Origin of the sequence: Cryptosporangium minutisporangium, assembly GCF_039536245.1 — a bacterium.
GTDB classification, from domain to species: domain Bacteria; phylum Actinomycetota; class Actinomycetes; order Mycobacteriales; family Cryptosporangiaceae; genus Cryptosporangium; species Cryptosporangium minutisporangium.
The window spans coordinates 269,925-294,705 of sequence record NZ_BAAAYN010000044.1; the positions used below are offsets into that span (position 1 = coordinate 269,925).

Annotated in this window: 37 protein-coding genes; 19 read left to right on the forward strand and 18 right to left on the reverse strand. The window is 70.1% G+C overall.

Features of this window, described 5'->3' with window-relative positions; translation table 11 throughout:
• Positions 1–215: 215 nt before the first annotated feature.
• Together ABEB28_RS31550 and ABEB28_RS31555 are read right to left on the reverse strand one after the other, a co-directional pair.
• Complete coding sequence (locus ABEB28_RS31550; protein WP_345731887.1) at positions 216–416, reverse strand: hypothetical protein; 201 nt, start codon at positions 414–416, stop codon at positions 216–218.
• A gap of 63 nt (positions 417–479) precedes the next feature.
• Complete coding sequence (locus ABEB28_RS31555) at positions 480–1,730, reverse strand: alkaline phosphatase (protein WP_345731888.1); 1,251 nt, start codon at positions 1,728–1,730, stop codon at positions 480–482.
• 180 nt (positions 1,731–1,910) lie between these two features.
• On the opposite strand from ABEB28_RS31555, the gene ABEB28_RS31560 reads away from it, so the two are divergent.
• The 3 genes from ABEB28_RS31560 to ABEB28_RS31570 are packed head-to-tail and all read left to right on the forward strand — an operon-like array spanning position 1,911 to position 2,895.
• Entirely contained in the window at positions 1,911–2,195 is a 285-nt protein-coding gene (locus ABEB28_RS31560; protein ID WP_345731889.1) for a putative quinol monooxygenase, read from the forward strand.
• 9 nt (positions 2,196–2,204) lie between these two features.
• Positions 2,205–2,573 (forward strand): RidA family protein, encoded by a 369-nt coding sequence (locus tag ABEB28_RS31565; protein ID WP_345731890.1) that lies wholly within the window; start codon positions 2,205–2,207, stop codon positions 2,571–2,573.
• Between the two features lie 10 nt (positions 2,574–2,583).
• The gene (locus tag ABEB28_RS31570; protein WP_345732051.1) at positions 2,584–2,895 is read left to right on the forward strand and encodes a peptidoglycan-binding domain-containing protein; all 312 of its coding nucleotides are present in this window, start codon (positions 2,584–2,586) and stop codon (positions 2,893–2,895) included.
• A gap of 67 nt (positions 2,896–2,962) precedes the next feature.
• Here the strand turns inward: ABEB28_RS31570 and ABEB28_RS31575 are convergent, their stop codons facing one another.
• Positions 2,963–3,139, reverse strand: a complete 177-nt coding sequence (locus tag ABEB28_RS31575) for a hypothetical protein (protein ID WP_345731891.1) — start codon at positions 3,137–3,139, stop codon at positions 2,963–2,965.
• A 150-nt stretch (positions 3,140–3,289) separates the two neighbouring features.
• Between ABEB28_RS31575 and ABEB28_RS31580 the strand changes: the two genes are divergently transcribed.
• The 3 genes from ABEB28_RS31580 (at position 3,290) to ABEB28_RS31590 (ending at position 4,872) form a co-directional block, all read left to right on the forward strand.
• Entirely contained in the window at positions 3,290–3,649 is a 360-nt protein-coding gene (locus ABEB28_RS31580; RefSeq protein ID WP_345731892.1) for a PadR family transcriptional regulator, read from the forward strand.
• Entirely contained in the window at positions 3,646–4,632 is a 987-nt protein-coding gene (locus tag ABEB28_RS31585) for a permease prefix domain 1-containing protein (RefSeq protein WP_345731893.1), read from the forward strand. Before ABEB28_RS31580 ends, ABEB28_RS31585 begins: the two co-directional genes overlap by 4 nt.
• Before the next feature lie 66 nt (positions 4,633–4,698).
• A complete protein-coding gene (locus tag ABEB28_RS31590) occupies positions 4,699–4,872 on the forward strand; it encodes a hypothetical protein (RefSeq protein ID WP_345731894.1) in 174 nt (57 codons plus the stop codon).
• Positions 4,873–4,876: 4 nt separating this feature from the next.
• Here ABEB28_RS31590 and ABEB28_RS31595 read toward each other — a convergent pair whose 3' ends face one another.
• The 7 genes from ABEB28_RS31595 to ABEB28_RS31625 all read right to left on the reverse strand — a co-directional run bounded on the left by ABEB28_RS31595 (position 4,877) and on the right by ABEB28_RS31625 (position 10,083).
• Positions 4,877–5,707, reverse strand: coding sequence for a maleylpyruvate isomerase family mycothiol-dependent enzyme (locus ABEB28_RS31595; protein ID WP_345731895.1), 831 nt, complete (start codon positions 5,705–5,707; stop codon positions 4,877–4,879).
• A gap of 63 nt (positions 5,708–5,770) precedes the next feature.
• Positions 5,771–6,184, reverse strand: coding sequence for a PPOX class F420-dependent oxidoreductase (locus ABEB28_RS31600; protein ID WP_345731896.1), 414 nt, complete (start codon positions 6,182–6,184; stop codon positions 5,771–5,773).
• A gap of 83 nt (positions 6,185–6,267) precedes the next feature.
• On the reverse strand, positions 6,268–7,074 hold the full coding sequence (locus ABEB28_RS31605; protein ID WP_345731897.1) for an SAM-dependent methyltransferase: 807 nt from the start codon (positions 7,072–7,074) through the stop codon (positions 6,268–6,270).
• Positions 7,075–7,260: 186 nt separating this feature from the next.
• Positions 7,261–7,392, reverse strand: coding sequence for a hypothetical protein (locus tag ABEB28_RS31610; protein WP_345731898.1), 132 nt, complete (start codon positions 7,390–7,392; stop codon positions 7,261–7,263).
• Between the two features lie 121 nt (positions 7,393–7,513).
• On the reverse strand, positions 7,514–8,419 hold the full coding sequence (locus tag ABEB28_RS31615; RefSeq protein ID WP_345731899.1) for a DMT family transporter: 906 nt from the start codon (positions 8,417–8,419) through the stop codon (positions 7,514–7,516).
• Positions 8,420–8,624: 205 nt separating this feature from the next.
• Positions 8,625–9,101, reverse strand: a complete 477-nt coding sequence (locus ABEB28_RS31620) for a DinB family protein (RefSeq protein ID WP_345731900.1) — start codon at positions 9,099–9,101, stop codon at positions 8,625–8,627.
• 19 nt (positions 9,102–9,120) lie between these two features.
• Positions 9,121–10,083 carry a helix-turn-helix transcriptional regulator gene (locus ABEB28_RS31625; protein ID WP_345731901.1) on the reverse strand — a complete coding sequence of 321 codons (963 nt, stop codon included), beginning with the start codon at positions 10,081–10,083 and terminating at the stop codon, positions 9,121–9,123.
• Between the two features lie 80 nt (positions 10,084–10,163).
• Between ABEB28_RS31625 and ABEB28_RS31630 the strand changes: the two genes are divergently transcribed.
• From ABEB28_RS31630 to ABEB28_RS31640, 3 genes are all read left to right on the forward strand, one after another.
• Positions 10,164–11,267, forward strand: coding sequence for an epoxide hydrolase family protein (locus ABEB28_RS31630; protein ID WP_345731902.1), 1,104 nt, complete (start codon positions 10,164–10,166; stop codon positions 11,265–11,267).
• Between the two features lie 92 nt (positions 11,268–11,359).
• Positions 11,360–12,121 carry a phytanoyl-CoA dioxygenase family protein gene (locus ABEB28_RS31635; protein ID WP_345731903.1) on the forward strand — a complete coding sequence of 254 codons (762 nt, stop codon included), beginning with the start codon at positions 11,360–11,362 and terminating at the stop codon, positions 12,119–12,121.
• 111 nt (positions 12,122–12,232) lie between these two features.
• A complete protein-coding gene (locus ABEB28_RS31640) occupies positions 12,233–12,472 on the forward strand; it encodes a hypothetical protein (protein WP_345731904.1) in 240 nt (79 codons plus the stop codon).
• Positions 12,473–12,477: 5 nt separating this feature from the next.
• Here ABEB28_RS31640 and ABEB28_RS31645 read toward each other — a convergent pair whose 3' ends face one another.
• Genes ABEB28_RS31645 through ABEB28_RS31655 form a run of 3 tightly spaced genes read right to left on the reverse strand, consistent with a single transcriptional unit; the run spans position 12,478 to position 13,698 of the window.
• The gene (locus tag ABEB28_RS31645) at positions 12,478–12,795 is read right to left on the reverse strand and encodes a hypothetical protein (protein ID WP_345731905.1); all 318 of its coding nucleotides are present in this window, start codon (positions 12,793–12,795) and stop codon (positions 12,478–12,480) included.
• A complete protein-coding gene (locus ABEB28_RS31650; RefSeq protein WP_345731906.1) occupies positions 12,792–13,133 on the reverse strand; it encodes a hypothetical protein in 342 nt (113 codons plus the stop codon). The genes ABEB28_RS31645 and ABEB28_RS31650 overlap by 4 nt, the downstream gene beginning before the upstream one ends.
• A 52-nt stretch (positions 13,134–13,185) precedes the next feature.
• Positions 13,186–13,698 (reverse strand): Lrp/AsnC family transcriptional regulator, encoded by a 513-nt coding sequence (locus ABEB28_RS31655; RefSeq protein ID WP_345731907.1) that lies wholly within the window; start codon positions 13,696–13,698, stop codon positions 13,186–13,188.
• A gap of 89 nt (positions 13,699–13,787) precedes the next feature.
• Between ABEB28_RS31655 and ABEB28_RS31660 the strand changes: the two genes are divergently transcribed.
• Entirely contained in the window at positions 13,788–14,960 is a 1,173-nt protein-coding gene (locus ABEB28_RS31660; RefSeq protein ID WP_345731908.1) for an MFS transporter, read from the forward strand.
• A 6-nt stretch (positions 14,961–14,966) separates the two neighbouring features.
• On the opposite strand, the gene ABEB28_RS31665 is transcribed toward ABEB28_RS31660, so the two are convergent.
• The gene (locus ABEB28_RS31665) at positions 14,967–15,497 is read right to left on the reverse strand and encodes a GNAT family N-acetyltransferase (RefSeq protein ID WP_345731909.1); all 531 of its coding nucleotides are present in this window, start codon (positions 15,495–15,497) and stop codon (positions 14,967–14,969) included.
• 73 nt (positions 15,498–15,570) lie between these two features.
• Complete coding sequence (locus ABEB28_RS31670; RefSeq protein ID WP_345731910.1) at positions 15,571–15,816, reverse strand: hypothetical protein; 246 nt, start codon at positions 15,814–15,816, stop codon at positions 15,571–15,573.
• 102 nt (positions 15,817–15,918) lie between these two features.
• On the opposite strand from ABEB28_RS31670, the gene ABEB28_RS31675 reads away from it, so the two are divergent.
• From ABEB28_RS31675 to ABEB28_RS31690, 4 genes are all read left to right on the forward strand, one after another.
• Positions 15,919–16,989 carry a hypothetical protein gene (locus tag ABEB28_RS31675; protein ID WP_345731911.1) on the forward strand — a complete coding sequence of 357 codons (1,071 nt, stop codon included), beginning with the start codon at positions 15,919–15,921 and terminating at the stop codon, positions 16,987–16,989.
• Between the two features lie 10 nt (positions 16,990–16,999).
• Positions 17,000–17,959 (forward strand): RNA polymerase subunit sigma-70, encoded by a 960-nt coding sequence (locus ABEB28_RS31680; RefSeq protein ID WP_345731912.1) that lies wholly within the window; start codon positions 17,000–17,002, stop codon positions 17,957–17,959.
• A 63-nt stretch (positions 17,960–18,022) separates the two neighbouring features.
• Positions 18,023–18,607, forward strand: coding sequence for a dihydrofolate reductase family protein (locus ABEB28_RS31685; protein WP_345731913.1), 585 nt, complete (start codon positions 18,023–18,025; stop codon positions 18,605–18,607).
• A gap of 297 nt (positions 18,608–18,904) precedes the next feature.
• Entirely contained in the window at positions 18,905–19,987 is a 1,083-nt protein-coding gene (locus ABEB28_RS31690) for a MerR family transcriptional regulator (RefSeq protein ID WP_345731914.1), read from the forward strand.
• Here the strand turns inward: ABEB28_RS31690 and ABEB28_RS31695 are convergent.
• The gene (locus tag ABEB28_RS31695; protein ID WP_376980426.1) at positions 19,905–20,564 is read right to left on the reverse strand and encodes a winged helix-turn-helix transcriptional regulator; all 660 of its coding nucleotides are present in this window, start codon (positions 20,562–20,564) and stop codon (positions 19,905–19,907) included. The two genes, ABEB28_RS31690 and ABEB28_RS31695, sit on opposite strands and share 83 nt — an antisense overlap.
• A 68-nt stretch (positions 20,565–20,632) precedes the next feature.
• Between ABEB28_RS31695 and ABEB28_RS31700 the strand changes: the two genes are divergently transcribed.
• The 5 genes from ABEB28_RS31700 (at position 20,633) to ABEB28_RS31720 (ending at position 23,522) form a co-directional block, all read left to right on the forward strand.
• On the forward strand, positions 20,633–21,109 hold the full coding sequence (locus ABEB28_RS31700) for a pyridoxamine 5'-phosphate oxidase family protein (protein WP_345731916.1): 477 nt from the start codon (positions 20,633–20,635) through the stop codon (positions 21,107–21,109).
• Positions 21,106–21,783: an alpha/beta fold hydrolase gene (locus ABEB28_RS31705; protein ID WP_345731917.1), complete on the forward strand. Its 678-nt coding sequence runs from the start codon at positions 21,106–21,108 to the stop codon at positions 21,781–21,783. The genes ABEB28_RS31700 and ABEB28_RS31705 overlap by 4 nt, the downstream gene beginning before the upstream one ends.
• 64 nt (positions 21,784–21,847) lie before the next feature.
• The gene (locus ABEB28_RS31710) at positions 21,848–22,027 is read left to right on the forward strand and encodes a hypothetical protein (RefSeq protein ID WP_345731918.1); all 180 of its coding nucleotides are present in this window, start codon (positions 21,848–21,850) and stop codon (positions 22,025–22,027) included.
• 20 nt (positions 22,028–22,047) lie between these two features.
• The gene (locus tag ABEB28_RS31715; RefSeq protein ID WP_345731919.1) at positions 22,048–22,935 is read left to right on the forward strand and encodes an MOSC domain-containing protein; all 888 of its coding nucleotides are present in this window, start codon (positions 22,048–22,050) and stop codon (positions 22,933–22,935) included.
• A gap of 2 nt (positions 22,936–22,937) precedes the next feature.
• Complete coding sequence (locus ABEB28_RS31720; protein ID WP_345731920.1) at positions 22,938–23,522, forward strand: GNAT family N-acetyltransferase; 585 nt, start codon at positions 22,938–22,940, stop codon at positions 23,520–23,522.
• Here ABEB28_RS31720 and ABEB28_RS31725 read toward each other — a convergent pair.
• Both ABEB28_RS31725 and ABEB28_RS31730 read right to left on the reverse strand, forming a co-directional pair.
• A complete protein-coding gene (locus ABEB28_RS31725) occupies positions 23,519–24,277 on the reverse strand; it encodes a hypothetical protein (RefSeq protein ID WP_345731921.1) in 759 nt (252 codons plus the stop codon). The two genes, ABEB28_RS31720 and ABEB28_RS31725, sit on opposite strands and share 4 nt — an antisense overlap.
• Complete coding sequence (locus ABEB28_RS31730; protein WP_345731922.1) at positions 24,274–24,774, reverse strand: SigE family RNA polymerase sigma factor; 501 nt, start codon at positions 24,772–24,774, stop codon at positions 24,274–24,276. Before ABEB28_RS31730 ends, ABEB28_RS31725 begins: the two co-directional genes overlap by 4 nt.
• Between the last annotated feature and the right edge of the window lie 7 nt (positions 24,775–24,781).

Consider the following 24,781-nt stretch of genomic DNA (forward strand, 5'->3'; position numbering starts at 1 on the left):
GCTGAAACGGGCGGGGCCAAACCGGTGCGGCCGCTCGGGAGCGCAAACTCTAGGGAATTCCCCAGTATCTCGGCGTCCGGTCCCGGCGTTTTCCTGATCGCGACCATCACAACGGCGACCAAGGGAACCGCAATGAGTGTTCGACGAACGATAACGGGAGTGATCGGCGCGTCCGTTCTCGTACCGCTCGCGGTGCTGTCTTTTGCTCGACCGGCTCAGGCTGCCGAGTGCACCGTGGTGCGGGTCGCCCCGCTGTTCGGCGGCAGCATCACCGTGCACGCTCCGTGCTCGGCGGTCCGAACCCGCGTCGTGACCCGCGTCGTCAACCGCTGTGCCGTCGTTTCGCGGCAGCACGTGAGCTGGTCGACGAGTGCCGGGCGGATGACCAGCGAGTCGATCAGCCGGGTGAACTGCACACGCAGGTGACGGGAGGCCCGGCCGGCGAACGTCCACCGGCCGGGCCACCGCTCGGGGAAGAGCTACTTCGTCAGGATCTTGGACAGCACCTCGTGCACGTACGTGTTGGGGTGCTTGCCGGTGAACTGGCCGGCGTACGGGCCCGCCGCGGTGACCGGCACGTCCACGCCGGTGTGGCTGGGCGTCGTCCAGTCGAGGTTGAACTTCAGAGGGCTACCCGGGATCGAGAACGGCCCGTCCTCCCGGGAGATCGCGTCGCCGGACTCGTCGCCGGTCCCGGTGTCCTCGACGGTCAACCCACCGCACTCGTGGTCGCCGGTGACGACGAGCAGCGTGTCCGGGTGTTCCGCGACGTAGGCCTTCGCCACCGCGACGGCCTTGTCCAGCTCGCCCATCGACTGCAGCATCCGCGTGCCGTTGTTGTTGTGGGAGAACTCGTCGATCGCCTCCTCCTCGATCATCAGGAAGAAGCCGTCCCGGTCCTTGGAGAGCGTCGACAACGCCTTCGACGTCATCGTGGCCAGGCTGACGACCGGGCTGTAGACGTCGCCCTTCCCCTCTTCGCGCTGCTGGAACATCTCCTGGTTGGAGAAGAGACCGAGCAGCTTGCCGTTCGGAGCCGCCTGCAGCTGCGCCGGCGTGGACACGTACCGGTAGCCGCTCTGCCGCGCCTTCGCGATCAGATCGCCCTTCGTGCTGCGGCTGCCCTCGGTCGGATCCTCCGCGGGCTTGTCCGGGTACGCGCCCGGGGTGCCTGCGGGCAGCCACCAGTCCTCGCCGCCGCCGAGGATCACGTCGGGTTTGCTGATGTCGAGGTACTGCCGGGCGATCTCGTCCTGCTGTCCCCGGTCCGGGACGTTCGAGAACCACGCCGCCGGAGAGGCGTCGGTGACCTGTGCGGTGGTGACCAGGCCGGTGGCCTTGCCTGCGCGCTTGGCCTGGAAGCCGAGTGTCGGCACCGGCTTCTTGTTGACGTCGTACCCGATCGAGCCGTTGTAGGTGCGCTGGCCGATCGTCCACGCGGTCGCACCGGCCGCCGAGTCGGTGATCGGGTTGGTCGGATCGTCGGGGCTGGTCGTCAGCTGTCCGGAGACCCGCAGGGTGTCCATGACCAGCTGTCCGCCCAAGCCCTTGAGCGCGAGGCGGGCCGCTTCCCGGTGGGCCGGGCCCATGCCGTCACCGTTGACGAAGATGACGCTGCGCGCCCGCTGCCGTTCGTTCGACGCGTCCGCGGCGATCGTGGTGGCCCCCACCGCCACGAGCACTCCTGTCGTGACCGTCGCGGCGAGCCAGCGCAGTGGTTTGGCGTCCACACGAGCCTCCCGAGTGTCGTCGTGATCTCGTAAGGCAACACCTTTTCCGCATGGTTCGCACCGAATTCTTTCCATTCCCCGAGTTGGTGGGTGACGCGCCACCGCGGTACGAGGACCGGCTCTCCGGGCCATGCTGGACCGGATGTGTCCGTCTTCCTCCCAGAGCCCGAGGAGCAACCGTTGATCATCGTCGCCGGCCAGCTGTTCGTAGACCCTGCCGACCGTGACCGATACCTGACCGCGGTGGCCGACGTCGCCCGAGTGGCTCGGCAGGCGCCCGGGTGCCACGACTTCGTCCAGGCCGCCGATCCGATCGACGTCGGGCGGATCAACGTCTACGAGCGCTGGGAGTCCGACCAGGACCTCGAGCGGTTCCGCACCTCGGGCGAGCCTGCGCCGGAGCCGCCGCCGGTGCGCGGCGCGGAGGTGCACAAGTATCGGATCAGTAGCGTCGAGGCGCCGTAACCTCCGCGGGTGGAGATAACGACTATCGACCCGCAGCCGCGCTCGTACGGGCAAGGAGCGCTGGTCACCGGCGCTGCACGGACCCTGTTCGTCAGCGGGCAGGTGCCGGAGGACTCGGCCGGTGTCGTTCCGGCCGAGTTCGACGAGCAGTGCCGGCTGGCCTGGGCCAACGTTCTCGCGGTGTTGGACGCCGCTGGCCTAGCGCTGTCCAACTTGGTCAAGGTGACCGTGTTCCTCTCCGACCGGCGGTATCGCGAAGCCAATGCGCGTATCCGCGATGAGGTGCTCGCCGGTCACAGTCCGGCGTTGACCGTGATCATCACCGGCATCTACGACGAGAAGTGGCTGCTGGAGATCGAGGCGATCGCGACGAGCTAGTACCTCGCAAATACCTCACGCGGTCGTCGCTGTCCAGACTGGGTACCTCGCCGCATCCGACCTCGACTGTCGGTTCGGGCCGAGGACGAAGGCGGCCACTCAGGCCTGGCAGCGCAACCGCGATTTGGACGACGACGGAGTCGTCGGGCCCGACACCTTCGGCAGGGCGGACAACAACCTCTACTGGGTCGGCTCCGAGATCCGGTACAACGGCTCGAGGACCGACGCCCACAACTTCTACCGGACGAGCTCCGGCCGCTGGTATCTCGGCGGCGGATCCACGCACTACTACTCGTACAACAGCACGTCGATGTGTAGCTGACGCGTCGCTTTCCGGCCCGGTCCCGTTCGCGGGGCCGGGCTTTTTCGCGTGGGCCCGGTGTTCGTGGCTAGTCGATCCAGCGGTACGCGGCGCCGCCCAGGATGAGGATCGACGCGAGGGCGGTGATGAGCGCGTTCTGCCACCACCGCAGACCTCTGCCCTGGTCCTGAGCGCCGGGTTGGCTCGGGGCCGTCGGTTCCGCCGGAGCTGCGGGCTCCGTCGCCTCCCAACGTCCGGTGTACATCTGTGCCCCCAACGATGCGAGGAAGGGCGCCGAAATGGCCCACTCGCTAGTTGTTGACGGACTCGACTCCGCAGTCCGCGACACCATGTCCTCGCCGACACAGGGGTGTGCGCGTTGCCATAGTGTGTGAGACACAGTATGGTGTTGGACATGACAAGCGATGCGACGCTCTCCAGCCACCTGCAGGAGTTGCGCCGCGGCACGGTCGTCGTCGCGAGCCTCACCGTTCTGCGCACCCCGGGCTACGGCTACTCGCTGCTCGAAACGCTGAGCGAGGCCGGGTTCGAGGTGGAGGCCAACACGCTCTACCCGCTGCTGCGGCGTCTGGAGGCCCAAGGCCTCCTGACCAGCTCCTGGAACACCGACGAGGCGCGACCGCGCAAGTTCTACCGGACCACCGAGCAGGGCGACGCGATCGCTGTCGCCCTGCGCACCGAGTGGTCCCGCCTCGACAACGCCATCACCGACCTCGACACCCCCACCAGCACGGCTCTAGGGAGCGAGAAATGACCGGCCTGATCGACCGTTACGTCTTCACCGCAGTGCGGCACGTTCCGGAAGCGCAACGGGCCGACATCGACCGCGAACTTCGCGCCTCCATCGACGACGCGGTGGACGCCCGCATCGAGGCCGGCGAGGAGCGGGAGGCAGCGATCGACGCCACGCTGCGCGAGCTGGGCGACCCGCGCCGCCTGGCCGACCGCTACGCCGACCGGCCGCAGTACCTGATCGGCCCGGAGCTCTACCCGATCTGGCGCCGGGTGATGCTGATGCTCTTCACGGTCGTGCTGCCGATCGTGGTCGTCCTCTCTACCGTCCTCCAGGTATTCGACGACCCGAGCCTCGGAAAGGTGATCGGCGCGGCGATCGGCGCGACCCTCACGGTCGGTGCCCACCTGGCCTTCTGGACCACAGGGGTGTTCGCGATCCTGGAGCGCACCGGCGTGGGCCGCACCGACCTCGCAGTCGGTGAGTGGACGCCCGACGACCTCCCGAAGTACGAGCCCAGCTTCCTGACCGCCAGCCAGCTGGTCGCGAACGTCGTCTGGCCCGTGCTGCTCGGCGCCGCGCTGGTCCTGCAGCAGTTCACGCTCACCGACGAACCGGTGCTCGATCCGGCCAGCTGGTCGTTCTGGTGGCCCTACCTGCTGGTCGTGTTCGCCCTGGAGGTCGTCTACGCCGTCTGGGTGTATCGCCGCGGCGCCTGGACCCACGCCGTGACCGCCGTCAACGCCGTGCTCGCGCTGCTGTTCACCGTGCCAGTGGTCTGGCTGCTGGCCACCGATCGGTTCTTCAACCCCGAGTTCCTGAACGAGACCGGTTCAAGTTCGTTCAACACCGATTCGTGGCTGACCAACATCGTCATCCTCTCCGTCGTCCTGATCGGGGTCTGGGACATCGTGGAGGTGGCGCTGCGGGCCGAACGGGCGCGGCGAGGCCTGGCCACGCAGGTCCCTGGTACCGGTGACGACCACCGCATCGGCGTCGCCTGACCGAGGCGCGCACCGCGCCCCGTCCCCGCTGGGACGGGGCGCGGTCGTGATCTGGTAAGGAAAACTGTGCTTCAGGAACTGTTGGACGCATACCGGCCGCGAACGGCGTCCGAGGTGGTGGACGTCGAGCGGGCCAAGGCGCTGCAGCGGCTGACGGTTGCCGAGGCGAGTGCACGGACGACGGAGTCGAACCTGCGGGAGTTCATCGCCAGAGCCGGCGAGCTCTTCCCGCCCCGGTAGTCGGTCAGCGCACGATCGAGACGAGCTGCACCGCCGCCGCAGCGAGCGCGTCATCGCCGTCCACCCGGGCACGAGCGAGGGCTTCGTCGGGCTCCAACCCTCGGGTCGCCACCCGCCAGAGCGTGTCCGGCGTCAGCTCGACGCGGGCGTCCGGCGCATCGGTCTCACCGCGGGTCAGCGCCCAGCCGTCCGGGCCGCGCCGAGCGGTCCAGGCGTCGTCGACGGGGCCGGTCACCGCGATGGTGACCGACGTGCCGTCGGTGTCCGCCAGGACTCGGGGCAGCGCGCGGAGGAACGCGTCGATCACCGGGTGCACCAGCTGGCGGGAGTCGGCGCCCGGACGTCCGACGGCGTCCCGGATCTGTTGCTGGTGCACCCAGAACTCGGAGTACTCCCGGGCGATGTCGAGCCAGGCGGGCGCCGGGGCATCGGGTACCGCCCACGACACGGAGACGCCGGACGCGCCCAGGTCGCAGGTAGCCCAGTACGCGTCGAGTTGAGGGCCGAATCCCGCGATCAGGGCGCTGAGCACCCGAGGGCTGAGCCCACGGGCGGTCGCGACGAACTCGTCGTTGGCGCGGTTGAGCAACGGGGCGAGATCCCGGTCGGGCACCGGGATCCAGCCCGCGGACCAGCCGTCGCGGCCCGCGGACAGCCGTCGCAGGTAGTCGTGCACGAGGTGCGCCGCGAGGTCGTGGACGGTCCAGCCGGGGCAGACCGTCGGCGCCGACCAGTGCGCGTCGTCCAGGGTGCCCAACAGGGCCAGCAGCTCGGCTCGCTCCACCGCGAAGAGCGGCCGCACGTCGATCGGCGGGCCGATCCGGGTCCAATCCACGGCGGCAGTAGACCACGCGCGGTCGGCGGTGGGCAGGTGGATAAACCCGGAGTCGGGCCGCGGTCAGCCGTGCACGGTGCGACGAGCTTCGTACCAGGTGTCACCTACCGGTTCACCGTCTAGATTCCAGCTCCAGGACACCGTTGGTGCGATGCGGAGGAAGTGGCCCGGTCCGACCATCCCCGACCGCTCGAACGGCCCGTCCGCGACGCCGTAGACGCGCAACGAGCGCGCGACGAACGGTTCGACGGAGACGATGTCGTCGAAGACGAGCGCCACCTTGGAACGGCCGCCGCGGACGTTGCGCATCTTCCGGGTCGCCAGGACGGTCTGACCGGTGCCGCCGACCCAGAAGAACGTGCCGTCGAACTCGACGGCCACCGGGACGACGTCCGGTTGCTCCTCGGGGCCGACCGTGGCGAAACGCGCGATCGGTTGGGCAGAGAGGTAGGCGACTTCCTGGTCGGTGAAGGTCATCAACGCATTGTCGCGATTCGGTGCCGTCTGCGCAGCGGCCCCGGAGTGCGGTGTGCACTCCGGGGCCGATTGCGACGCGGAACTCAGCGCTTGCGGGCGATGCCGCCGGCCATCAACCGCTCGGCGACGGTCAGCTCGTGGCCGATCGGCTCCTCGGGGCGCCACTCGGGCAGCGAGACCAAGCCCGGCTCGACCATCTCCAAGTCGCCGAAGAAGCCCTGTAGCTCCTCCAGCGTGCGGAAGCGGCCGGTGCCGAGCACGCTCAGGTAGGTCTGCTCGAGCGCTGCGGCCTCCGGGAAACTCGCGCAGAAGCTCGTCATGAACAGGTAACTGCCGGACGGCACGGCGTCCATGTAGGCCTTGGCGACGCCCTGCGGGTCCTCGCTGTCGTGCAGGTGGTGGAGGATGCCGACGAGCAGGACACCTACCGGCTGGGAGAAGTCGATGAGGCGCTGCACTTCGGGAGCAGCGAGGACGGCCTGCGGATCCCGAAGGTCGGCCGTGACCACGCCGGTGTTGTCGTTCTCGGCGAGGATCGCTCGGCCGTGGGCCAGCACGATCGGGTCGTTGTCGACGTAGACGACGCGGGCGTCGGGTGCCGAGCGCTGGGCCACCTGATGGGTGTTCTCCCGCGTCGGCAATCCGGAGCCGAGATCCATGAACTGCCGGATACCGGCTTCTTCGACCAGGTAGCGCACACCGCGACTGAGGATCTGTCGGTTATAGGCGGCTACCTCGGGCAGCTGCGGCACGATCTTGAGCATTTCGCCGACAACGGCCCGGTCGATCTCGAAGTTGTCCTTGCCACCAAGGACCACATCGTAGGCTCGCGCGATGCTCGGCTTTGAGACGTCGATGCCGGTGGGAGCCGGTTGTTCCAGGGCGCCCATGAATCCCCCCTTCGCAGTGTTCGGTCCATGTCGCCGACGGCATCTTAGGGGACGCCCGCTACGGCCGGCTCGGCTTTCCGGCCACTATGGAGGGTGACGGCGCGCTGGTCACCCGGTGGGTCCGAGCACGAAGCGCCGGAGAGCGGTGTTCCGCTCCCCGGCGCTCCGGTGATTCGAGGGGTCAGCTCAGTAGCTGTAGTCCCAGCAGTCGTTGTAGCGCTTCTTGTGGTGGCGGGGACGGCGGCGCGGCTTGTAGCAGTCGTTGTAGTCCCAGTCGTTGCAGTGGTTGTTGTAGTCGTAGTCGTAGCAGCCGCTCATGTCGTCCAGCCTCCTGAAGTAGTTGGGGCTCGTTCCCCGTGCACCAATAGATTCGCGCGACCCGCCAGCCGGATCGATCGGCGACCGAACGCCCCGAACGTTCGATTCCGAACACAGCGAGTCACGTCCGCAGTGCCTCGTGGCGTGGCGTCCCCGCCCGTGTACGTCCGCTGTCCACGACGGACGCCAGGAGCAGCACCGCCCCGAGCACGACGGGGACGCTCAGCTGCTCGCCGAGCAAGCTCACCGCCAGGACGGTGCCGGTCAGCGGTTCGAGTAGGGCAACGACCGTGGCGGTGGCGGCGGTGCTGCCGCGCAGGCCGCGGAAGTACAGCAAATACGCCACCGCCGTCGGAACGGTGGCGAGCAGGCACAGCAGCCCGATGGACGCCAACGAGAGATCGACGCCGAGGCCTGCGGTGGTGCTCGAGACGATCGCGAGCGCAGTACCGCCGAGCAGGAAGCCGTAGCCGGTCGACGTGGCCTCGTCCAGGTTCGGTACCGGGCGGCGGCCGACGAGCGTGAGCAGGGCGAAGCCGGCGCCGGCCAAGACGCTGAGCGCGGCACCCGCGAGCGTCGCCCCCAGAGATTGGCCGGTCGGGGCGCCGACGAGCAGACCGAGTCCGACGACGCCGGTGGCCACCGGCCGGACGTCGGCCCAGGACGGCAGCCGGCGTGCGGCCAGCGCGTCGGCAACCACCACGAGGATCGGCGCGGAGCCGATCGTGAGAAGCGTCGCGACGGTGACCGAGCTGACCGCCACGGCGGCGAAGTAGCTGGCCTGGAAGGCCGCGGCGAGGGCGGCGATCGCGCCGACCCGGCGCCACGCGCGGGTACCGCGCGGCACCCGGCCGACGATCAGCAGAGCGACGACGAGCAGGCCGCCGCCGAGCAGCAGCCGATAAGCGGCCACCGCGGGCGCCGATACGGAGCCGACCTCGGTCAGGGCCCGGCCGGTGACACCGCCGGTGCCCCAGCAGACGCCGGCCGCGACCAGCAGGGCGAAGGACGAACGAGAAGAAGACAACGGAGAACTCCAGCAATGATCGAGGACACCGGTCGCGGAGAGCGGGACTCGATCGCGCCAGGGCAGCACCCAGCGCTACGCCGCCGAGCGGCGTGGAGAGGAACCCGCTCAGGCGCGGGGCGGCGGGGAGATGATCAGCCGAAGCACGGCGGGAATGCTAACAGCCGATCAGGAGGACGGCGCCCGCTGATCGCGGGTGGCCGCCCTACTCGCTGAGGATCTGCTCGCGCAGGATGTCGGCGTGGCCGCAGTGCTGTGCCAGCTCGCGCAGCACGTGGAGATAGACCCAGCGCAGCGGGAGCGGGCCCCGGCGGTTGCCGTGGAGGACATCGTCCAGCGCCAACGAGGAGGTCGCGCGGCGGGAGGCTTCGCACGCCTCCCGGTGCGCCTGCCGGACGCTGTCGATCGTGTCGGCGTCGTCCAGGACGAAAGATTCATCCGGCGTCCGGGGGATGCCGATCGCCGCTCGCGACCGGCGGGTCACGGCTTCGTCGAACCAGACCTTCTCGACGAAAATCCCGTGCTTCACCAAGCCCAGCAGTGTGGTGCGGGACGGCACGAGCGAGCGGCGCGCCTGCTCCTCGGTGAGTCCGTCCAGACACGCGGCGAGCGTGCTGCGGTGCTCGTCGAGGAAGGCGTCGAACTGAGCGCGCTCGGGCCGGTGGAGGACCTCATCGCTCATGCCCGAAGCTTGCCAGATGCTAGTCGCCGAGGCCGAGGGCGCGACCCATGCGGGCGTGCAGGGCCCGGAAGTGTTCGACGAGTTCGATCGGCTCGTGCACCGTGAACTCGAAGCCGAACAGCGTCACGTGCAGCGCCAACCCGTCGAGGGAGTTCGAACCGGCGCGCAGCGTGCAGCTGTGCTCGTCGATCGTCTCGATCAGCCCGGCGTCGGCCGGTACCCGCGTCGCGACCTGATCGGCGGGGGCGTGCATCGTGAACCGTCCTTGGTAGCGGTAGTTCTGAACGCCCACCGCCCACGAGGCGTAGGCGCCGATGTTCTCGTCCGGCGGCGTCCGGGGAGTGAAACGCGGGCCGGGCGGCGTCCAGGGACGTAGCCGGTCGACGCGGAACGTGCGCCAGTCGTCGCGATCGACGTCGAACGCGACCAGGTACCAGCGACGGCCGGCGTGGACGAGCTTGTGTGGCTCGACCAGGCGGAGGGTCTCGGTGCCGTCGTGACTGCGGTAGTCGATGCGGAGCCGCTGGTGGTCACGGCAGGCGCCGGCGATCGTCGTCAGCAGCTCGGCGGAGACCACCGCGCCCGGCCGGTGCGGTGAGACCGTGGCCGCCCCGAGAGCCGAGACGCGGTGGCGCAGCCGCGGCGGCAGAATCTGTTCCAGCTTCGACAGCGCGCGTACCGAGGTTTCCTCGATGCCGACCACCGTGCCGTTCGCCGCGGTGCGCAGGCCGACCGCCACCGCGACGGCCTCCTCGTCGTCGAGCAGGAGTGGCGGCATCGTCGCGCCGGCCCCCAGGCGGTAGCCGCCGATGTTTCCGACGGTGGCGTGCACCGGATAGCCGAGCTCGCGGAGCCGCTCGACGTCGCGGCGGACCGTGCGCACGGTGACGCCGAGCCGGTCGGCGAGTTGCGGACCGGGCCAGTCCCGGTGCTGCTGCAGCAACGAGAGCAGACGGAGCAAGCGCGCGGACGTTTCGAGCATGCGGCTGATTCTCCTCGGCAACGAGGACAGAACCTGACCTCTTTGGCTGACACAGTCGAATCAACCCCGAGGAGGTAGTGGTGACCATCACCCCGTTCCGCATCGACGTTCCCCAGACCGCTCTGGACGACCTCGAGCAGCGCCTCGCGAGCCTGCGCTGGCCGACGCAGGTCCCGGACGTCGGCTGGGCACGCGGCGTCCCGGTCTCGTGGCTGGCCGAACTCGTAGAGCAGTGGACGACGTCCTACGACTGGCGGGTCATCGAGCAGCGGCTCAACCAGCACCCGCAGTTCACCACCGAGATCGACGGGCAGACGATCCACTTCCTGCACGTCCGTTCGCGGCACGATCAGGCGCTCCCGTTGCTCCTGCTGCACGGCTGGCCGGGTTCGATCGCGGAGTTCCTCGACGTCATCGAGCCGCTCACCGACTCGGACGAGCCCTTCCACCTGGTGATCCCGTCGCATCCGAACTTCGGCTTCACCGGCCCGGCCGGCGCTGGGTGGGACGGGCGCCGGATCGCGACCGCGTACGCCGAGCTGATGGCGCGGCTCGGCTACGAGCGCTACGGCGTCCAGGGCGGTGACTTCGGCGCGATGATCGCTCCGGAGATCGGCCGGGTCGACGCCGAGCACGTGGTCGGCGTCCACGTCAACGCGGCGACGGTGGGCTTCATCCCGCTCGAAGAGGTCTCGGAGGACGAGCAGTTCACCGAGGCCGAGAAGGCCCGGCTGGGGCGTCTGCAGGAGTTCATGTCCGACGGCAACGGCTACTTCCAGATCCAGGCCACCCGGCCGCACACGCTGGGCTTCGCGCTGGCCGACTCCCCGGTCGGGCAGCTGGCCTGGATCGGCGAGAAGTTCCACGACTGGGCGAACCCTGCCGGGTCGATCGCCGCCGCGCACGTGCTCGACCACGCCACGCTGTACTGGCTGACCAACACCGGCACCTCGTCCGGCCAGCTGTACTACGAGGCGATGCACTCCCAGCACTGGCCGACGCCGTCGTCGGTGCCGACCGGGGTGGCCAACTTCGCCGAGGACATCGCGATCCGCCGCTACGCCGAGCAGGTGAACAAGATCGTGCACTGGGCCGAGTACGAGCAGGGTGGTCACTTCGCGGCGCTGGAGGTGCCGGAGGTGTTCGTGGCGGAGGTCCGGACGTTCTTCCGCATCGTTCGCTGACCGCGTTGGCGTCGGCCCCGGAGTGCGGTGGTCACTCCGGGGCCGATCGTTATTTGCTCGACAGCTCGGACCTCTGTGCGGAGGGTCGAGGGGTGACTGTTGACCAGATCGCGTTCGTCCGGGACGGCTTCGTACACGTGCCCGGCGCCTTCCCCCGCGACGTGGCCGACGCCGCTCGCGCGCTGCTGTGGGAACGCACCGGCTGCGATCCCGATGACCCCACCACCTGGACTCGGCCGGTGATCCGTCTCGACGGCTACGGCGACGAGCCGTTCCGGGTCGCCGCCAACACGCCGACGCTGCACGCCGCCTTCGACGCGCTGGTCGGCGCTGGCCGCTGGCGGCCGCGAACCGGACTCGGCACGTTCCCGATCCGGTTCCCGCACCCGGACGATCCCGGTGACGGCGGCTGGCACGTCGAGGGCAGCTTCGGGGAGCGGACCGGGTACCGCACGAACGTGGTGTCGCGCGGCCGGGCGCTGCTCATGCTGTTCCTGTTCTCGGACGTCGGGGCAGACGACGCCCCGACGCGCATCCGGGTCGGCTCCCATCTCGACGTGCCACCGATCCTGGCCCCGGCCGGCGACGAAGGGCTCGACTTCATGGAGCTGGCGAAGCAGGCCGTGCCCGCCTCAGCGGATCGGCCGGTCGTCCACGCCACCGGCGAGGCGGGTGACGTCTACCTCTGCCACCCCTTTCTGGTACACGCCGCGCAGCCGCACACCGGCCGCCAGCCGAAGTTCATGGCACAGCCGCCGCTGGACCCCGTGGGTGAGCTGGTTCTCGACCGACCCGACGGGGCCTACTCGCCGGTCGAGCAAGCGGTGCGGCTCGGGCTCGGAGTACGTCGGTAGTGGTCGGCGACTGCGCGGACGCGGGTCGGCGTAGCGCGGCGGCTCCGCCGCAGGGTGGGGAAACGAGGCGAGCCCTCGACTTGATCGAACACACGTTCGTAACCTGCGGACATGCGAGTCGTGCGGCATTGGTGGAACCAGCAGTGGGGACGGTTGGGGCGCCGTGACGTCTACGTGCGCAGTGACGGCAGCCGGTTCCAGGTCGAGGTCGCCCAGGGCGGAGCCGAGGGCAGACGCTGGCTGGCGTTGTTCGACAGCCTCGACGAGGCGATCGCGGAGGCGGAGAAGCACTTGGGGGACCCGAACGACCGGTGGCGGGACGTCAGCGACGCGCACCACTCATCGGGCTGATCGGCTCACCCGCCGAAGAAGTACGCGGTCGGCGGTAGGACGAACACCAGTTGGCAGCCGGGCAGCAGGACGGTGGAGACTCCGAGGGCCGTAGCGCGGACCGTGCTCCGCCAGGGCGAGCGCTGCGGCCCGGTGAGGAGCACTCCCCAACCGATGGCCACCCCCACGACGATCGAAGCGGCGAGGAACAGCGGCTGTACCCGCTCGTAGGGGGCACTGCCGGTGAGCAGGATCCACAACCCCCGGTACAGCTGGAAGCCGCCCCACACACCCGCAGCGACGAGGAGCGGCACCAGCAGCATCGTGGTCCGGCGTGAGCTCATAGCGTCCGCCACAGGACCCCCAGCCCGATCAGGAGTAGGAGGAACGGCGCGACCAGCGCGCCGACCCCGGCGGCGGCCAGGGCGTCGAGCGACGGGCGGCGACCCGGGCGACGGCGAGTCGCCACGAGCACCAACCAGCCGACGAGGACGCCGAGGCCGGTGGCGGGAACACCACCAACTGCCACGGCGGCGAGCAGGGGCGGCGCCAGGTACTCCGGCACCAGCGGCCGGAGTGCGAACACCAGGAGGAGATGGGCGCCAGACAGATAGTTGACCACCAGCAGAGCCGTCCACCACGGGCGCTTCCCGACCACCGGCGACTCTGCGGACGTGGTCACGCCGTGATTGTGCCGCCGCCGGTAGATCTGCAGTGGCGGACGGACAAAATCGTCACTCGGGCCCGCTCCAGCCGGCGGACGGCGTCACCGGGCGCTCGATCGTCTCCGGGCGGGACACCGTCGCGTCCTGGTACTGCGTCGAGAGGACCACGTGGGTGTGGAGTTCACCGTGCCGGCCGAGTTGCTCGATCACCCCTTCGAGGTGGGCCAGCGACGCGGCGCGGATCTGGATCATCGTGCAGTGCGCTCCGCTGAGCTTGTGCACCTCGGTCACCTCGGGGTAGTCCGCCGCGCGGCTGGTACGCAGCAGACAACTGCCGAGCTTGCAGCGGAGCTGGACGAAGGCGGTGATGCCGTAGCCGGCCCGCACGGGGTCGACGACCGCCCGGTAACCACTGATGACGCCGACCTGTTCGAGTCTGCGCACCCGCTCGGCGACGGCTGGCGACGACAGATGGATGCGGCGTCCGAGTTCGTTGAACGACAGTCGGCCGTCCTTCTGCAGCTCGTCCAGGATGCGCCAGTCGACGTCGTCCAGGGCATATTCCGAACGTGAGGAGTTCACCGCTACAGCCTTCCGAATGACAGGTCGATCGTCGATACCGACGGACGTCGCCCATGGGCTGGGAGGGCCGACTTTCTTAGCGTTTGCGCATGTCACTAAACGATCGCAGGTTGGCAGCGCTCTGGGTCGCCGGTGCCGCAGGCGGACTGGCGCAGACGCTGCTCGGCGTCGCCGCGACTCTGGTGGCGGCCGAGATGGCCGGTAACGCTGGCACGGCAGGCTTCCCGCAGGCGCTGCAGGTGCTCGGCGCCGCGGGCTTCGCGCCGGTGGTTTCCCGATGGTCGTCCCGGACGGGCCGGGGGATCGGCCTCGCCATCGGTGCGACCGTCGGGGCGGCGGGCGGTGCGGTGTCGGTCGCGGCCGTGGCCCTGCACAGCGTGCCGCTGCTCTTGCTCGGCAGTTTCCTCGGAGGCGGGGGTGCGACCGCGGTCGCCCTGGCCAGGTACGCCGCGGTCGAGGTCGGTGGCCACCGGGGCGCCGGGCGTGCGGTCTCGTCCGTGCTCGCAGCCGTCGCGGTCGGGGCGGTCGTGGGGCCGAACCTACTGGCACCGACCGTGCATCTCGACCGCCTGGTAGGTCTTCCTCGCTTCAGCACGGGCTTCCTCCTCGCGACCGTTGTCTTCCTCGTCGCCGGAGCGGTGTGGGCGATCGGCGCGCCTCGCGGCGCGATCGGACCGGCTCCCGCGGGTGTGCGGTGGGCCTTCGGTCGATCCGCTTTTGCCGTCGCCGTGCTCGGTCTGGCGAACCTGGTGATGGTGGCGACGATGACGATGGTGCCGGTGCAGCTGCACCACATCGGCGGTGGTCTGGGCTCGATCGGGATCGTGGTCGGCGTCCACATCGCTGCAATGTTCGCGCCGGCGCCGATCAGCGGTTGGGTGGTCGACCGGTTCGGGATCGGCCATGGCGCAGCGGTGGCCTGCGGGACGCTCCTGGCGGCCACGTCGCTCGCGGCGCTGTCCGCAGGATCGGTGTGGGGGCTTCTCGTCGCGGTCGCACTGCTGGGCTTCGGCTGGAGCGCCGCCGTGGTCACCGGCAGCGCCGCGTTGGTGCGGTGGGCTCGACCGGAGGAGCGGCCGAGGCTGGAAGCGGCGGGCGAGGTCGGGATGGGTGTGGCCGCGGCGGTCGGCGGAGCGGCGTCCGGCCTGGTGGTCGGCGTCGGCGGCTACGCAACGCTGGCGACGCTCGGCGCCGCCTGCGTCGCCGTCGGGCTGGTGCCGCTGTGCCTCCGCCTGTCCACACTGGTTCCCGCCGACGCCTGAGGCGGGCTAGTCGACGCTCGGCGCCGGGTCGGTGCGCAGTCGGCTGTAGAGCAGGCCGTCGTGCCACTCGCCGGCGCGGAATTCGCAGGCGCGCAGGACGCCCTCCAACTGGAATCCGGCTTTCACCAGGGCCTTCTGCTCGGCAGTGTTCTCCGGGTGGGTGCCGGCTTGGATGCGTTGCACCGGGGTGTGGCTGAACAGGTAGTCGCAGAGCATCGCCTGTGCCCGCCAACCGACGCCCTGTCCGCGCCACTCCGGCAGCACGACGATGCCGATCTCCCAGTACGCCCCCGCGCTGCCCATGCTGCCGCGTCGCCAGTTCACCATGGCCACCGTCGTCCCGTCGTCGGCGTCGACCATCAGCCAGCCGAGGTCCTCGCCGAGAAAGCCGTCCTCGGCGAACCGCCGTGCCGGATGACCCGGATCGCGGAAGCCGTTCCAGTCCAATCCGACGAAGTCAGGGTCGGTGCGGAGCCGCCGGAACAGCTCCAAGTCCTCCTCGGCGGCCGGCCGAAACCGTAAGGGCAACAGATTCACGAGCCTCTCTCCGATCCTCTCGCTGAGCGGTGTGCACTTCAGCGACCTATGGCCTGCCGGAGTGCACACCGCCTCACGGTGTCATGGCCCTACCGCGAAGCAGGACGTGAAGGCCCTCGGTGAACTCCGCGTCGGCGGTGAGTCGGCCGGCGTGCCGGGCGTTGGCGGCCGTGTGCGGGAACTCGTCCGGCGGCAGTGCGGCCAGCGCTCGGGTGCCCCCGCCGGCCAGCGGTCCGAGGTGTTCGAGCTGCGGCCAGGTCGGCGACCCGTTCCTGACCCTCGCGCACGCCCACCCGGTCGGCGAGGGACCGTCGACCAAGGTCGATGGACGGGCGACCTCCGGCCGCTGAGCGGGGACCGGCGGCGACGCGACCCTGAGTTCGTGCAGGTGACCAGGCCTGCGGAACCTGAAGGAGCGCCGATGTCTCGTCGACGGCGGATCGCGCCGGTGCTGGCGCTCGGGGTGCTGGCGCCGTGGGCCGCGGAGTGCTCGTGGGGCGGCTTCGCACTGAGCGACTACCTCATCGTTGTCGTGTTCCTCGGGCCGCTCTACGGAGGGGCGGCCGTGTTGATCCGAGAGGTGGTCCGCCGCACCGGCGGGGGCTGGCCCCAGATCGCGCTGCTCGGTTGCGCGTTCGGCATGTACCAGGCGGGCCTGGTCGACCAGGCACTGTTCAACCTGGACTACCTCAGCGACACCGAATACGCCGACCTGGCCAGCGATCCGCGGGCAACGCTCGTGCCCGGCCTGGAGTTCAGCGCCGCAGACGCGCTGAACTACGTCGGCAACCACATCGTGCTGAGCATCTGCGTGCCGATCGCGATCGTCGAGTCGCTCGTCGCGCCGGACCGCCGACGCGAGCCGTGGCTCGGGCGGTGGGGACTGGCCGTGGTCGGCGTTCTGTTCGTGCTCGGCAGCCTGCTCATTCATTCGGACGCCGCCAAGGGCTTCACCGCAGAGCCGCACCAGCTGGGGTTCGCCGTCGTGGTGGTCGTCGCGCTGATCGTGGTGGCGGTGCTGACGCCGTTGCCGACGCTCGAACGACGATTCGCCTGGAGGTGGCCGCGGCCGAGCGCGTGGAGTCGCTCCGACGCGCGGCCGGCACCGCGGCCGTTCTGGAGTGCGGTGGTGACGCTGGCGGCGGCGGCCACCGCGGGCGTCGTCCCCGGGTGGGGTGGCGTCGCCCTCTTCGCGGGTGCGATCGGGGTCGCCGTCGTCGTGGTCGTGCGCTGGTCGCGGCGGCCCGGGTGGGACCAGCGGCACGTACTCGCGGCGTTCTCCGGGCCGCTCGTCCTGGTGGCCGCGTACGCGTACGTGGTGCCGAACTACGCGCCGGCCAGCCCGACCGAGGCGCTCATCGGCGACCTCGCGATCAGCGTCGTGACGCTGGCGCTGCTCGTCCCGGCGTTCTGGCGCCTGCGCCACGAAGAGCGCGTCGCCGCCCGCCCGATCGATGAGCAGGCGACGTCGTCCGAGGGTGCGGACCGTTGATACTGGGCCCGTGACCGATTTGGACGCCGCCCGCGCCGGTGACCAGCACGCGTTCGGGACGCTCGTCGGGTCCTACCGTCGGGAGCTGGAGGTCTACTGCTACCGCATGCTCGGTGGCACCCAGGACGCGGAAGACGCGGTGCAGGAGACGCTGCTGGCGGCCTGGCGCGGCCTGCCCGCCTTCGAGGAGCGCAGTTCCCTGCGCACCTGGCTCTATCGGATAGCGACCCGTTGCTGCCTGCGGCTCGCGGAGCGTCGTCCGCCGCGGGTGTTGTCGTGGGAGCACGGGCCCGCGCGAAACTGGGGTGAAGACCTCGGCGCCCCGGTCGATGGGCCGGTCTGGGTGGAGCCCCTCGCCCCGGATCCCCTCGCCCCGGATGCCTTCGCCCCGGATCCCGGCGCGCAGGTCGAGCGGCGGGAGACGATCGCGCTCGCGTACATCGCGGCGTTGCAGCGGTTGCCCGCGACACAGCGAGCCGTGCTGATTCTGCGGGAGGTGCTCGCGTTCTCCGCGCAGGAGGTCGCCGACCTGCTGGAGACCAGTACCGCGTCGGTCAACAGCGCGCTGCAGCGGGCCCGCGCCACGATGTCCGCGACGCCGGACGAGTGGCCCGGCCGCCCCGAGGTGGCGCACCGCGAGGCCGCGGACGCGTTCGTTGCGGCGTTCGTCGCCGGTGACGTGGATCGGCTGGTGCGGTTGCTCACCGACGACGTGCGGTTCACCATGCCGCCGCTGCCCGCGTGGTTCGACGGCGTGGACGCGGTCCGGGAGTTCTTCGCGACGCGCGTGTTCGCAACGCCGTGGCGCGCGGTGCGGGTGCCCGACGTGAACGGGCAGCCAGCGTTCATCGGGCACCAGGAGGGCGGCGCTGCGCTGGTCGTCTTGCACTTCCGCGGCGGGCAGGTGTGCTGGGTGGCGTCGTTCCTGGAGCCGGGGATGGTGGCTCGGTTCCAGGGAATTTCCGGCTGACCGATGAGTTCGGGCGCGGCGGCGTCTCTGACCGGGGGAGAACACTTCCCGATAGGAGCAGCCATGCGTTCGGTCATCGTCACGAACATCGTCTCTCTCGACGGTTACTACGCCGCCTCGGACGGCAATCCGTTGGTGCTGAACATGGATGAGGCGTTCGACGTCTACAACCGCGAGCGAATCGAAGCCGCCGACACGGTGCTGCTCGGGCGGACGTCGTTCGAGGAATTCGGCAGCTACTGGCCATCGATCGCCGATGCACCGGAGGACCCGGAGAACCCCGCACTCGATGAGGAGAACCGGCGGATCAGCCGGGCGTGGGCGGTCACGCCGAACGTCGTGGTCTCGGACCGGTACACGGTGCCGCCGGCGCATCCGTGGGCGGATCACACTACGGTCGTGGCCCGCGACGGAGTCAAGGAGTGGCTCGCCAACTCATCGGGCGAGGTCGTCGTGTTCGGTAGCCGGACGATGTGGAACGCGCTACTCGACCAGGGGCTGATCGACGAGGTGCACCTGATGGTGAGTCCGACCGTGCTCGGTGACGGCGTGCCGGCGTTCACTGCGCCGCGGCGTCTGCGGCTCCTCGGTACGAGGACGTTCGACGGCTCCGACAACGTCCTTCATCGGTACGCCGCCCAGCGCTGACATGCTGGGGCGATGAGTCCGCTGGTGCCAGGTACGCGCTGGAGGCCTTTCCGCAGTGGCAGCGAATAGTCCGCGAGAGCCTACGGATCCGCACCCGGTCGGGGCGCCGGTCGCTGTACCGGACGCCCTTCGGGCGCCGCCGGGACCTGATCGAGCTCTGGGACGCTCTGTACGCGGACGCGCAGCGCTTCGCCGCCGACGCCGGGTGGGACGCCGACTGAGAAAAGGTCCCGGCTGTCCGGACACGTACGCGTCGGCGCTTGAGTCTCCACCGGGTGGAGCCTGCACGCTGATCACATGGACGCCCCGTACTCGATCGGAGACCTGGCCCGTCGGACCGGCCTGTCGGTCCGGACGATCCGGTTCTACGCCGACGCCGGCGTGGTGCCGCCGACCGATCGCAGCGCCGCCGGCTACCGCCGGTACGACGCCGACGCCGTGGCCCGCCTGGAGCTGGTTCGCACACTGCGCGAACTCGGCCTCGACCTGTCCACGATCCGGCGAGTGGTCGATCGTCGGCTCTCGCTGGCCGAGGTCGCGGCGGCGCACGCCGAGGCGCTGGACGTCCAGATCCGCACCCTGCACGCCCAGCGTTCCGTGCTGTCCCTGATCGCCGCACGGAGCGCCGACCCCACGGAGGTTCCCTTGATGCATCGGCTGGCCCGCCTGTCGGCGGCGGAGCGCGAACGGCTGGTCACCACGTTCGTCGACGAGACGTTCGGTGATCTGGACGCCAACCCGGACTTCGTCGCGATGATGCGTGCCGCTCTGCCGGAGCTGCCCGACGATCCCAGCCCGGAGCAACTGGACGACTGGGTGGCGCTGGCCGAGCTGATCCAGGACCCACGGTTCCGGGCAAGTGCCCGGCGCGCCGCCGAATACCAGGCGGCGCAGCGGGCCGACGGCGACCGGACGGGTCTTCACGGCGCGCTGACGGAGGAGGTCCGGACGCTGGTGGAGGAGGCGCTGGCGGCCGGCGTCGAACCGGACTCACCTGCGGCTGGGCCGATCGTCGACCAGCTGGTGGCGCGGTACGCAGCCGAGTTCGGTGCGGCGGACGATCCGGCCTACCGCGCGTCGCTGGTGACCCGCGTGGAGGTGGGAGGCGACCCGTACGCGGAGCGGTACTTCCAGCTGCTGGCGCGGCTCAACGGCTGGCCGGAGTTCCCGTCGCTGCAGCCGGTGGTGCGGTGGCTGCCGGCAGCGCTGCTCGCACTTCCGACCAGCGCACGAGACTCATCGTTCCTCCTCAGCAGCGATCTTCCTACCTCCGAACAACCTGTGGGTCCCTGGGCGACTATGCGTGGGGACCGGTCGGAGTGGGCCGGGGGAAGAGGGTCAGGAAGCGGGCCGCCACCACTCGGCAGCCGCGGACCGTGACCCGGCCGGCGGCTTCGGCAGTCGCGACGTCCTCGTCGGTGAACACCAGCGCACGAAGGGCCGCGGCGCTGCTCTCCAGCTCCGCGTCCACCGCGTCGGCCTCCGCGCGAACGATCCCGAAGCGTCCGTCCTCCACCGTCGCGACCAGCCGATCACCGTCGACGACCAGTGAGCACCGCGCCCGCAGGTCGCCGGCGGCGGCCGCGTCGAACGTCGTCCGCAGCGCCAGGGCAAGCGCGTCCACGCTCATCTCCACGGTCGACGTGAGCGGCGTCCGACTGCCCCAGCGGGCCAGCTCCAGCAGCGCCGGCGCGAGCGCGTGCCCGCTCTCGGTGAGTTCGTAGACCCATGTGCTCGTCGGCGGGCCGAGCTGCCGTCGACCCAGCACACCGGCGTGCTCCAACTCGGTGAGCCGCTGCGTGAGCATGCTCTGGCTCGCCCCCGGCAGACCGCGCCGCAGGTCGGAGAACCGTTTCGGCCCCAGCAGGAGTTCTCGGACGACCAGCAAGGCCCACCGGTCGCCGACGAGGTTGAGCGCCCGGGCCAGTCCACACGGGTCGTCGTAAGTTCGCGCCACGAACGTCATTGTATTGTTCCCGAACCCTCTGGTACTAAATTAGCACCAAGTTGAGAGGGTCTTCGATGATGAACCCCGCACAAGGCGACGTCGGCCTGCTGGACCATCCGGTGGCGAAGACGTTGCTGACCTCCACCGAGCTGGCCCGGTTGGCCTACGTTGCGGCCGACGGCACGCCGCGCCTGTTCTCGATGCTCTTCCACTGGTCCGATGGCGAACTCGTGATGGCGACGTTCGGCGGTGCCGCGAAGATCGCCGCGCTGCGGGCGGCACCCGACGTCGCGGTCCAGATCGACGTCCCCGGGCCGCCACCGCACGTCCTGCAGTTGCGCGGGCGAGCCGAGCTGACCGAGGTCGACGGGCTGGTACCCGAGTACGTCCTCGCCCACCACCGGTACTACGGCCCCGAGCAGGGTGCCGCGAACATCGCCGGGCTGGACCGCCCCGGCACCCGGATGGCGCGAATCGCCGTGCGGCCGTCGTGGGTCGGCGTCCTCGACTTCGAGACCCGGTTCCCCGGGCACGGGCCGGGAGCCCACGCATGAGCGCCCGAACGTACGGTCTGCTGCCGGGAGCCGGCGGGAGCGCCTGGTACTGGCACCGGGTGGTGCCGCTCCTGCGGGAGCGCGGTCACGAGGCGATCGCGGTCGACCTGCCGGCCGACGACGACGCGTACGGCCTCGAGGACTACGTCGACGTGGTGGTGAACGCCGTCGGCAAGCGCGACGACCTCGTGCTGGTGGCCCAGTCCATGGGTGGTCTCACCGCACCCCTGGTCTGCGACCGCGTTCCGGTCTCCGAACTGATCCTGGTCAACGCGATGATTCCGGCGCCGGGCGAGTCCGGCGGTGAGTGGTGGTCCGCGACCGGCCAAGGTCAGGCGCAGCGCGAGTCCGACGAACGGGAGGGCCGCGACCCGGACGCGCCGTTCGACCCGATGGTCCACTTCCTGCACGACGTCCCGGCCGAGGTGCTCGCCGACGCGGACGCTCACCAGCGGGACCAGTCCGGCACGCCGTTCGCGCTGCCCTGGCCGCGGGACAGCTGGCCGGACGTGCCGACCCGCGTACTGAGCAGCCGCGACGACCGGCTGTTCCCGGTCGACTTCCAGGTGCGGGTGGCGCAGGAGCGCCTCGGCATCACGCCGGAGATCCTGCCCGGCGGGCACCTGGTCGCGCTGAGTCGCCCGGTCGAGCTGGTGGACCTGCTCGTCGACTGAGTGTCGCGGCCCGGAGAGGTCGTCCGCGAGGAACCCGCCCCGACGCCCGGCCGTTTCTCGGAGCATGCGAGGTGCGCGGGCGTACGCCTATGCCGTCTGGGCGGCCAAGTACGTCATCGTCGGGCTGATGATCGTGATGACCATCCTCGCGGCCTCGATCGGGCTGATCGTTCCCGCCCGGATCCCCGAGTTACCGGTGCGTCCCGGCGTCGTCGCCGAGCAGCTCTACGAGCGACCCGATTGACAAAAACGTAGGGTCGGCGGGTGGCAACCATCGTTGAGCTGGCCTATTACCCGGTGAAATCGTGCGCGCCAGCCGTGGCGAGCTCGGTGACGATCGTTCCGGCGGGCCCGCCGCACGACCGTGCGTTCCTGGTGACCGACCCGGACGGCGAGTACCAGACGCAGCGGGGCCTACCGCGGCTCGCCGTCGTTCGCCCGTCGGTCAGCGAGGACGGAACCACCCTCACGCTGAACGCCCCGGACGTCGAGCCGTGCGCGGTGCCCGTCGACGTCACCGGCCCGCGGCGGCCGGTGACGTTGTTCGGCGAGGGATTCACCGGCATCGACCAGGGCGAACCGGTCGCGGACTGGCTCTCGACGGTGCTCGGCGGACGGTACCGGCTGGTGCGGGTTCCGCCCGAGCACGACCGGGTCACGAAGGGCGCGGCGGACGGCGTCGACGGCACCGCGAGCTACGCCGACAGCGCGCCGCTGATGCTGCTGTCGCGGGCGTCGCTGCGGAGCTTGAACGCGCGCCTGACCGACGGCGGCAACCCGGCGTTGCCGATGGGGAGGTTCCGGCCCAACCTCGTCGTCGACGGGTGGGACGAACCGTTCACCGAAGACCGGCTCCGACGCTTCCGCGTCGGCGACGCCGAGCTGGCCTTCGCGAAGCGATGCATTCGGTGTGTGGTGACCACCGTGGATCAGGAGACCGGCCGGAAACAGGGCCCGGAGCCGCTGCGCACGCTGGCGGCGTTCCGCCGCGACTCCAGCGGGGTGGCGTTCGGCGTCAAGCTGTCGGTGCTGCGCGGCGGCAAGGTGTCGGTCGGCGACGAACTAGAGGTCGACGCGTGGGGCGAGCCCCTGCTCGGCCGACGCCCCGGGAAAACCATGCGGGGTGAAGCACCGGGAACGTCCACGATGTAGGGATGCGGATCTACCTCGAGACCGAACGGTTGGTGCTGCGGTACTTCACCGACGAAGACATCGACCTCATCGTCGAGCTGGACAGCGACCCCGAGGTGACCCGATACATCACCGGCGGCAGGCCGACGCCGCCGGAGCAGGTACGCGACGAGGTCCTGCCGCGCTGGAAGTCGTTCTACGAGCGGAACGACGGCTCCGGTTACTTCGCTGCGATCGAGAAGTCGACCGGCGAGTTCCTCGGCTGGTTCATCCTCCGGCCCAACGGCAAGCCGACGCGAGCCGACGGTAGCGCCCGGGTCGGCGTCGAGCTGGGCTACCGGCTGCGTCGTTCGGCGTGGGGAAAGGGTTACGCCACCGAGGGGTCGAAGGCGCTGATCCGGAAGGGCTTCACCGAGCTCGGCGTCGAACGGATCTACGCCGAGGCGATGGCCGTCCACGGTGCCTCCCAGCGGGTGATGGAGAAGGCCGGCCTGCGGTACGTGGGTACGTGCCGGGACGACTGGCCCGACCAGGTCCCCGGCGACGAACACGGCGACGTCGAGTACGCGCTCACGAAGGACGAATGGATGGCTGCCCTTCCGGGTTAGTCGTCGATACGGGTGAACTTCCCGGTCCCCCACTCGTACGTGCGCTGCATCGTGTCCGACGGCGAGTTGTAGTCGACGAAGATGTAATAGCCGCCATCCCTCAGCGTGATCACCGGGTCGACGTAGGCCTGCATCTCGTCCACGATCCCGATCGGGGTCGGGCCGCCCTTCGCGTTCCCGGTGAAGGCCGCGAGGACGAATCGCGACTCCGGTCCGCCGGTGTCGGCGTCACCGTGGCACTCGATCACCACGATCGCGTCCGTGTGGCCGTCCCGGTTGACGTCGCCGTAGACCGGATCGCCGCCGAAGCGCAGGATCGAGTACTGCCAGGGACCGAACGACGCCTTGCCGTCGGTGAACTGCACCCGGCGGTGCGGGCACATCGTGTTCTCCGGCATGTTCATGACCGAGTTCTTCCAGTCGATCCGCCCCAGCGACGTCACGCGCGAGGCGGACGATCCGGCGCTCGGACTCTCGGTGGCCTTCTGCTCGTCCTCGTACCAGGGCCACACCTGGGATTCCTTCGAGGGCGGTGTCGCCGGCCGGATCCGGTGGGTGGTGTCGCGTTCGAACCCCAGGGCAACGATGCCGGTCACTGCGATCACCAGCACCATCACGCCGGTGACGAACGCCCCCCGCTGGTGGCGACGTCGTTCGGCGGCTCGTACCCGGGCCGCGGCCGGACCGAGGCCCTGGTACGGCGCGTCCGGTGCGGCGCGCAGATCGCGCAGGTGACCCTCGATGTCCTCGTTCACTGCGTCCTCCGCTCCAACGCCGGCTCGCTCAGCTGAGCCGCGAGCGCCGTGCGGCCGCGGTGCAGCCACGACTTGACCGTTCCGCCGGCAACCCGCTCGCTCGCGGCGATCTCGGCAACTGGTAGGTCGGCGAGGTAGTGCAGGACGATCGCCCTGCGGTGCTTGGTGGGTAACGTCGAGAGCGCCGCGACGAGTGCGACGTGCGCCGGGTCCGGCGGTGGCGCCACCGGCTCCTCGCGTTGCCCGGAGAGGAACGCCAAGGCGCGGCGGGCCTTCCGCCAGCGGCTGATCGTGAGCCGCCAGGCGACGGTCCGGACCCAGGCGGCCGGTTCGTCGTAGGCCCGAATCGTCGACCAGCGCGCCCAGCCGCGGGCGAACGCCTCCTGGACGACGTCCTGCGCCTCGCCGCGGTCACCGGTGTAGGCGTAGAGCTGCTTGCACAGCGTTGGGAAGTGCGCGGCGTAGAACGTCGCGAACTCCCCCTCGTGGGACTCCACCGGCGAC

Bases quoted from the DNA above. Each gene is read 5' to 3' on its own strand.
- ABEB28_RS31700 (WP_345731916.1), top strand. From the start codon at position 20,633: ATGAACCCCGCACAAGGCGACGTCGGCCTGCTGGACCATCCGGTGGCG.
- ABEB28_RS31610 (WP_345731898.1), bottom strand. From the start codon at position 7,392: ATGAGCGGCTGCTACGACTACGACTACAACAACCACTGCAACGACTGG.
- ABEB28_RS31640 (WP_345731904.1), top strand. From the start codon at position 12,233: ATGCGAGTCGTGCGGCATTGGTGGAACCAGCAGTGGGGACGGTTGGGG.
- ABEB28_RS31660 (WP_345731908.1), top strand. From the start codon at position 13,788: ATGTCACTAAACGATCGCAGGTTGGCAGCGCTCTGGGTCGCCGGTGCC.
- ABEB28_RS31580 (WP_345731892.1), top strand. From the start codon at position 3,290: ATGACAAGCGATGCGACGCTCTCCAGCCACCTGCAGGAGTTGCGCCGC.
- ABEB28_RS31575 (WP_345731891.1), bottom strand. From the start codon at position 3,139: ATGTACACCGGACGTTGGGAGGCGACGGAGCCCGCAGCTCCGGCGGAA.
- ABEB28_RS31675 (WP_345731911.1), top strand. From the start codon at position 15,919: ATGTCTCGTCGACGGCGGATCGCGCCGGTGCTGGCGCTCGGGGTGCTG.
- ABEB28_RS31600 (WP_345731896.1), bottom strand. From the start codon at position 6,184: ATGACCTTCACCGACCAGGAAGTCGCCTACCTCTCTGCCCAACCGATC.
- ABEB28_RS31585 (WP_345731893.1), top strand. From the start codon at position 3,646: ATGACCGGCCTGATCGACCGTTACGTCTTCACCGCAGTGCGGCACGTT.
- ABEB28_RS31645 (WP_345731905.1), bottom strand. From the start codon at position 12,795: ATGAGCTCACGCCGGACCACGATGCTGCTGGTGCCGCTCCTCGTCGCT.
- ABEB28_RS31685 (WP_345731913.1), top strand. From the start codon at position 18,023: ATGCGTTCGGTCATCGTCACGAACATCGTCTCTCTCGACGGTTACTAC.
- ABEB28_RS31620 (WP_345731900.1), bottom strand. From the start codon at position 9,101: ATGAGCGATGAGGTCCTCCACCGGCCCGAGCGCGCTCAGTTCGACGCC.
- ABEB28_RS31690 (WP_345731914.1), top strand. From the start codon at position 18,905: ATGGACGCCCCGTACTCGATCGGAGACCTGGCCCGTCGGACCGGCCTG.
- ABEB28_RS31710 (WP_345731918.1), top strand. From the start codon at position 21,848: ATGCGAGGTGCGCGGGCGTACGCCTATGCCGTCTGGGCGGCCAAGTAC.
- ABEB28_RS31720 (WP_345731920.1), top strand. From the start codon at position 22,938: ATGCGGATCTACCTCGAGACCGAACGGTTGGTGCTGCGGTACTTCACC.
- ABEB28_RS31705 (WP_345731917.1), top strand. From the start codon at position 21,106: ATGAGCGCCCGAACGTACGGTCTGCTGCCGGGAGCCGGCGGGAGCGCC.
- ABEB28_RS31605 (WP_345731897.1), bottom strand. From the start codon at position 7,074: ATGGGCGCCCTGGAACAACCGGCTCCCACCGGCATCGACGTCTCAAAG.
- ABEB28_RS31625 (WP_345731901.1), bottom strand. From the start codon at position 10,083: ATGCTCGAAACGTCCGCGCGCTTGCTCCGTCTGCTCTCGTTGCTGCAG.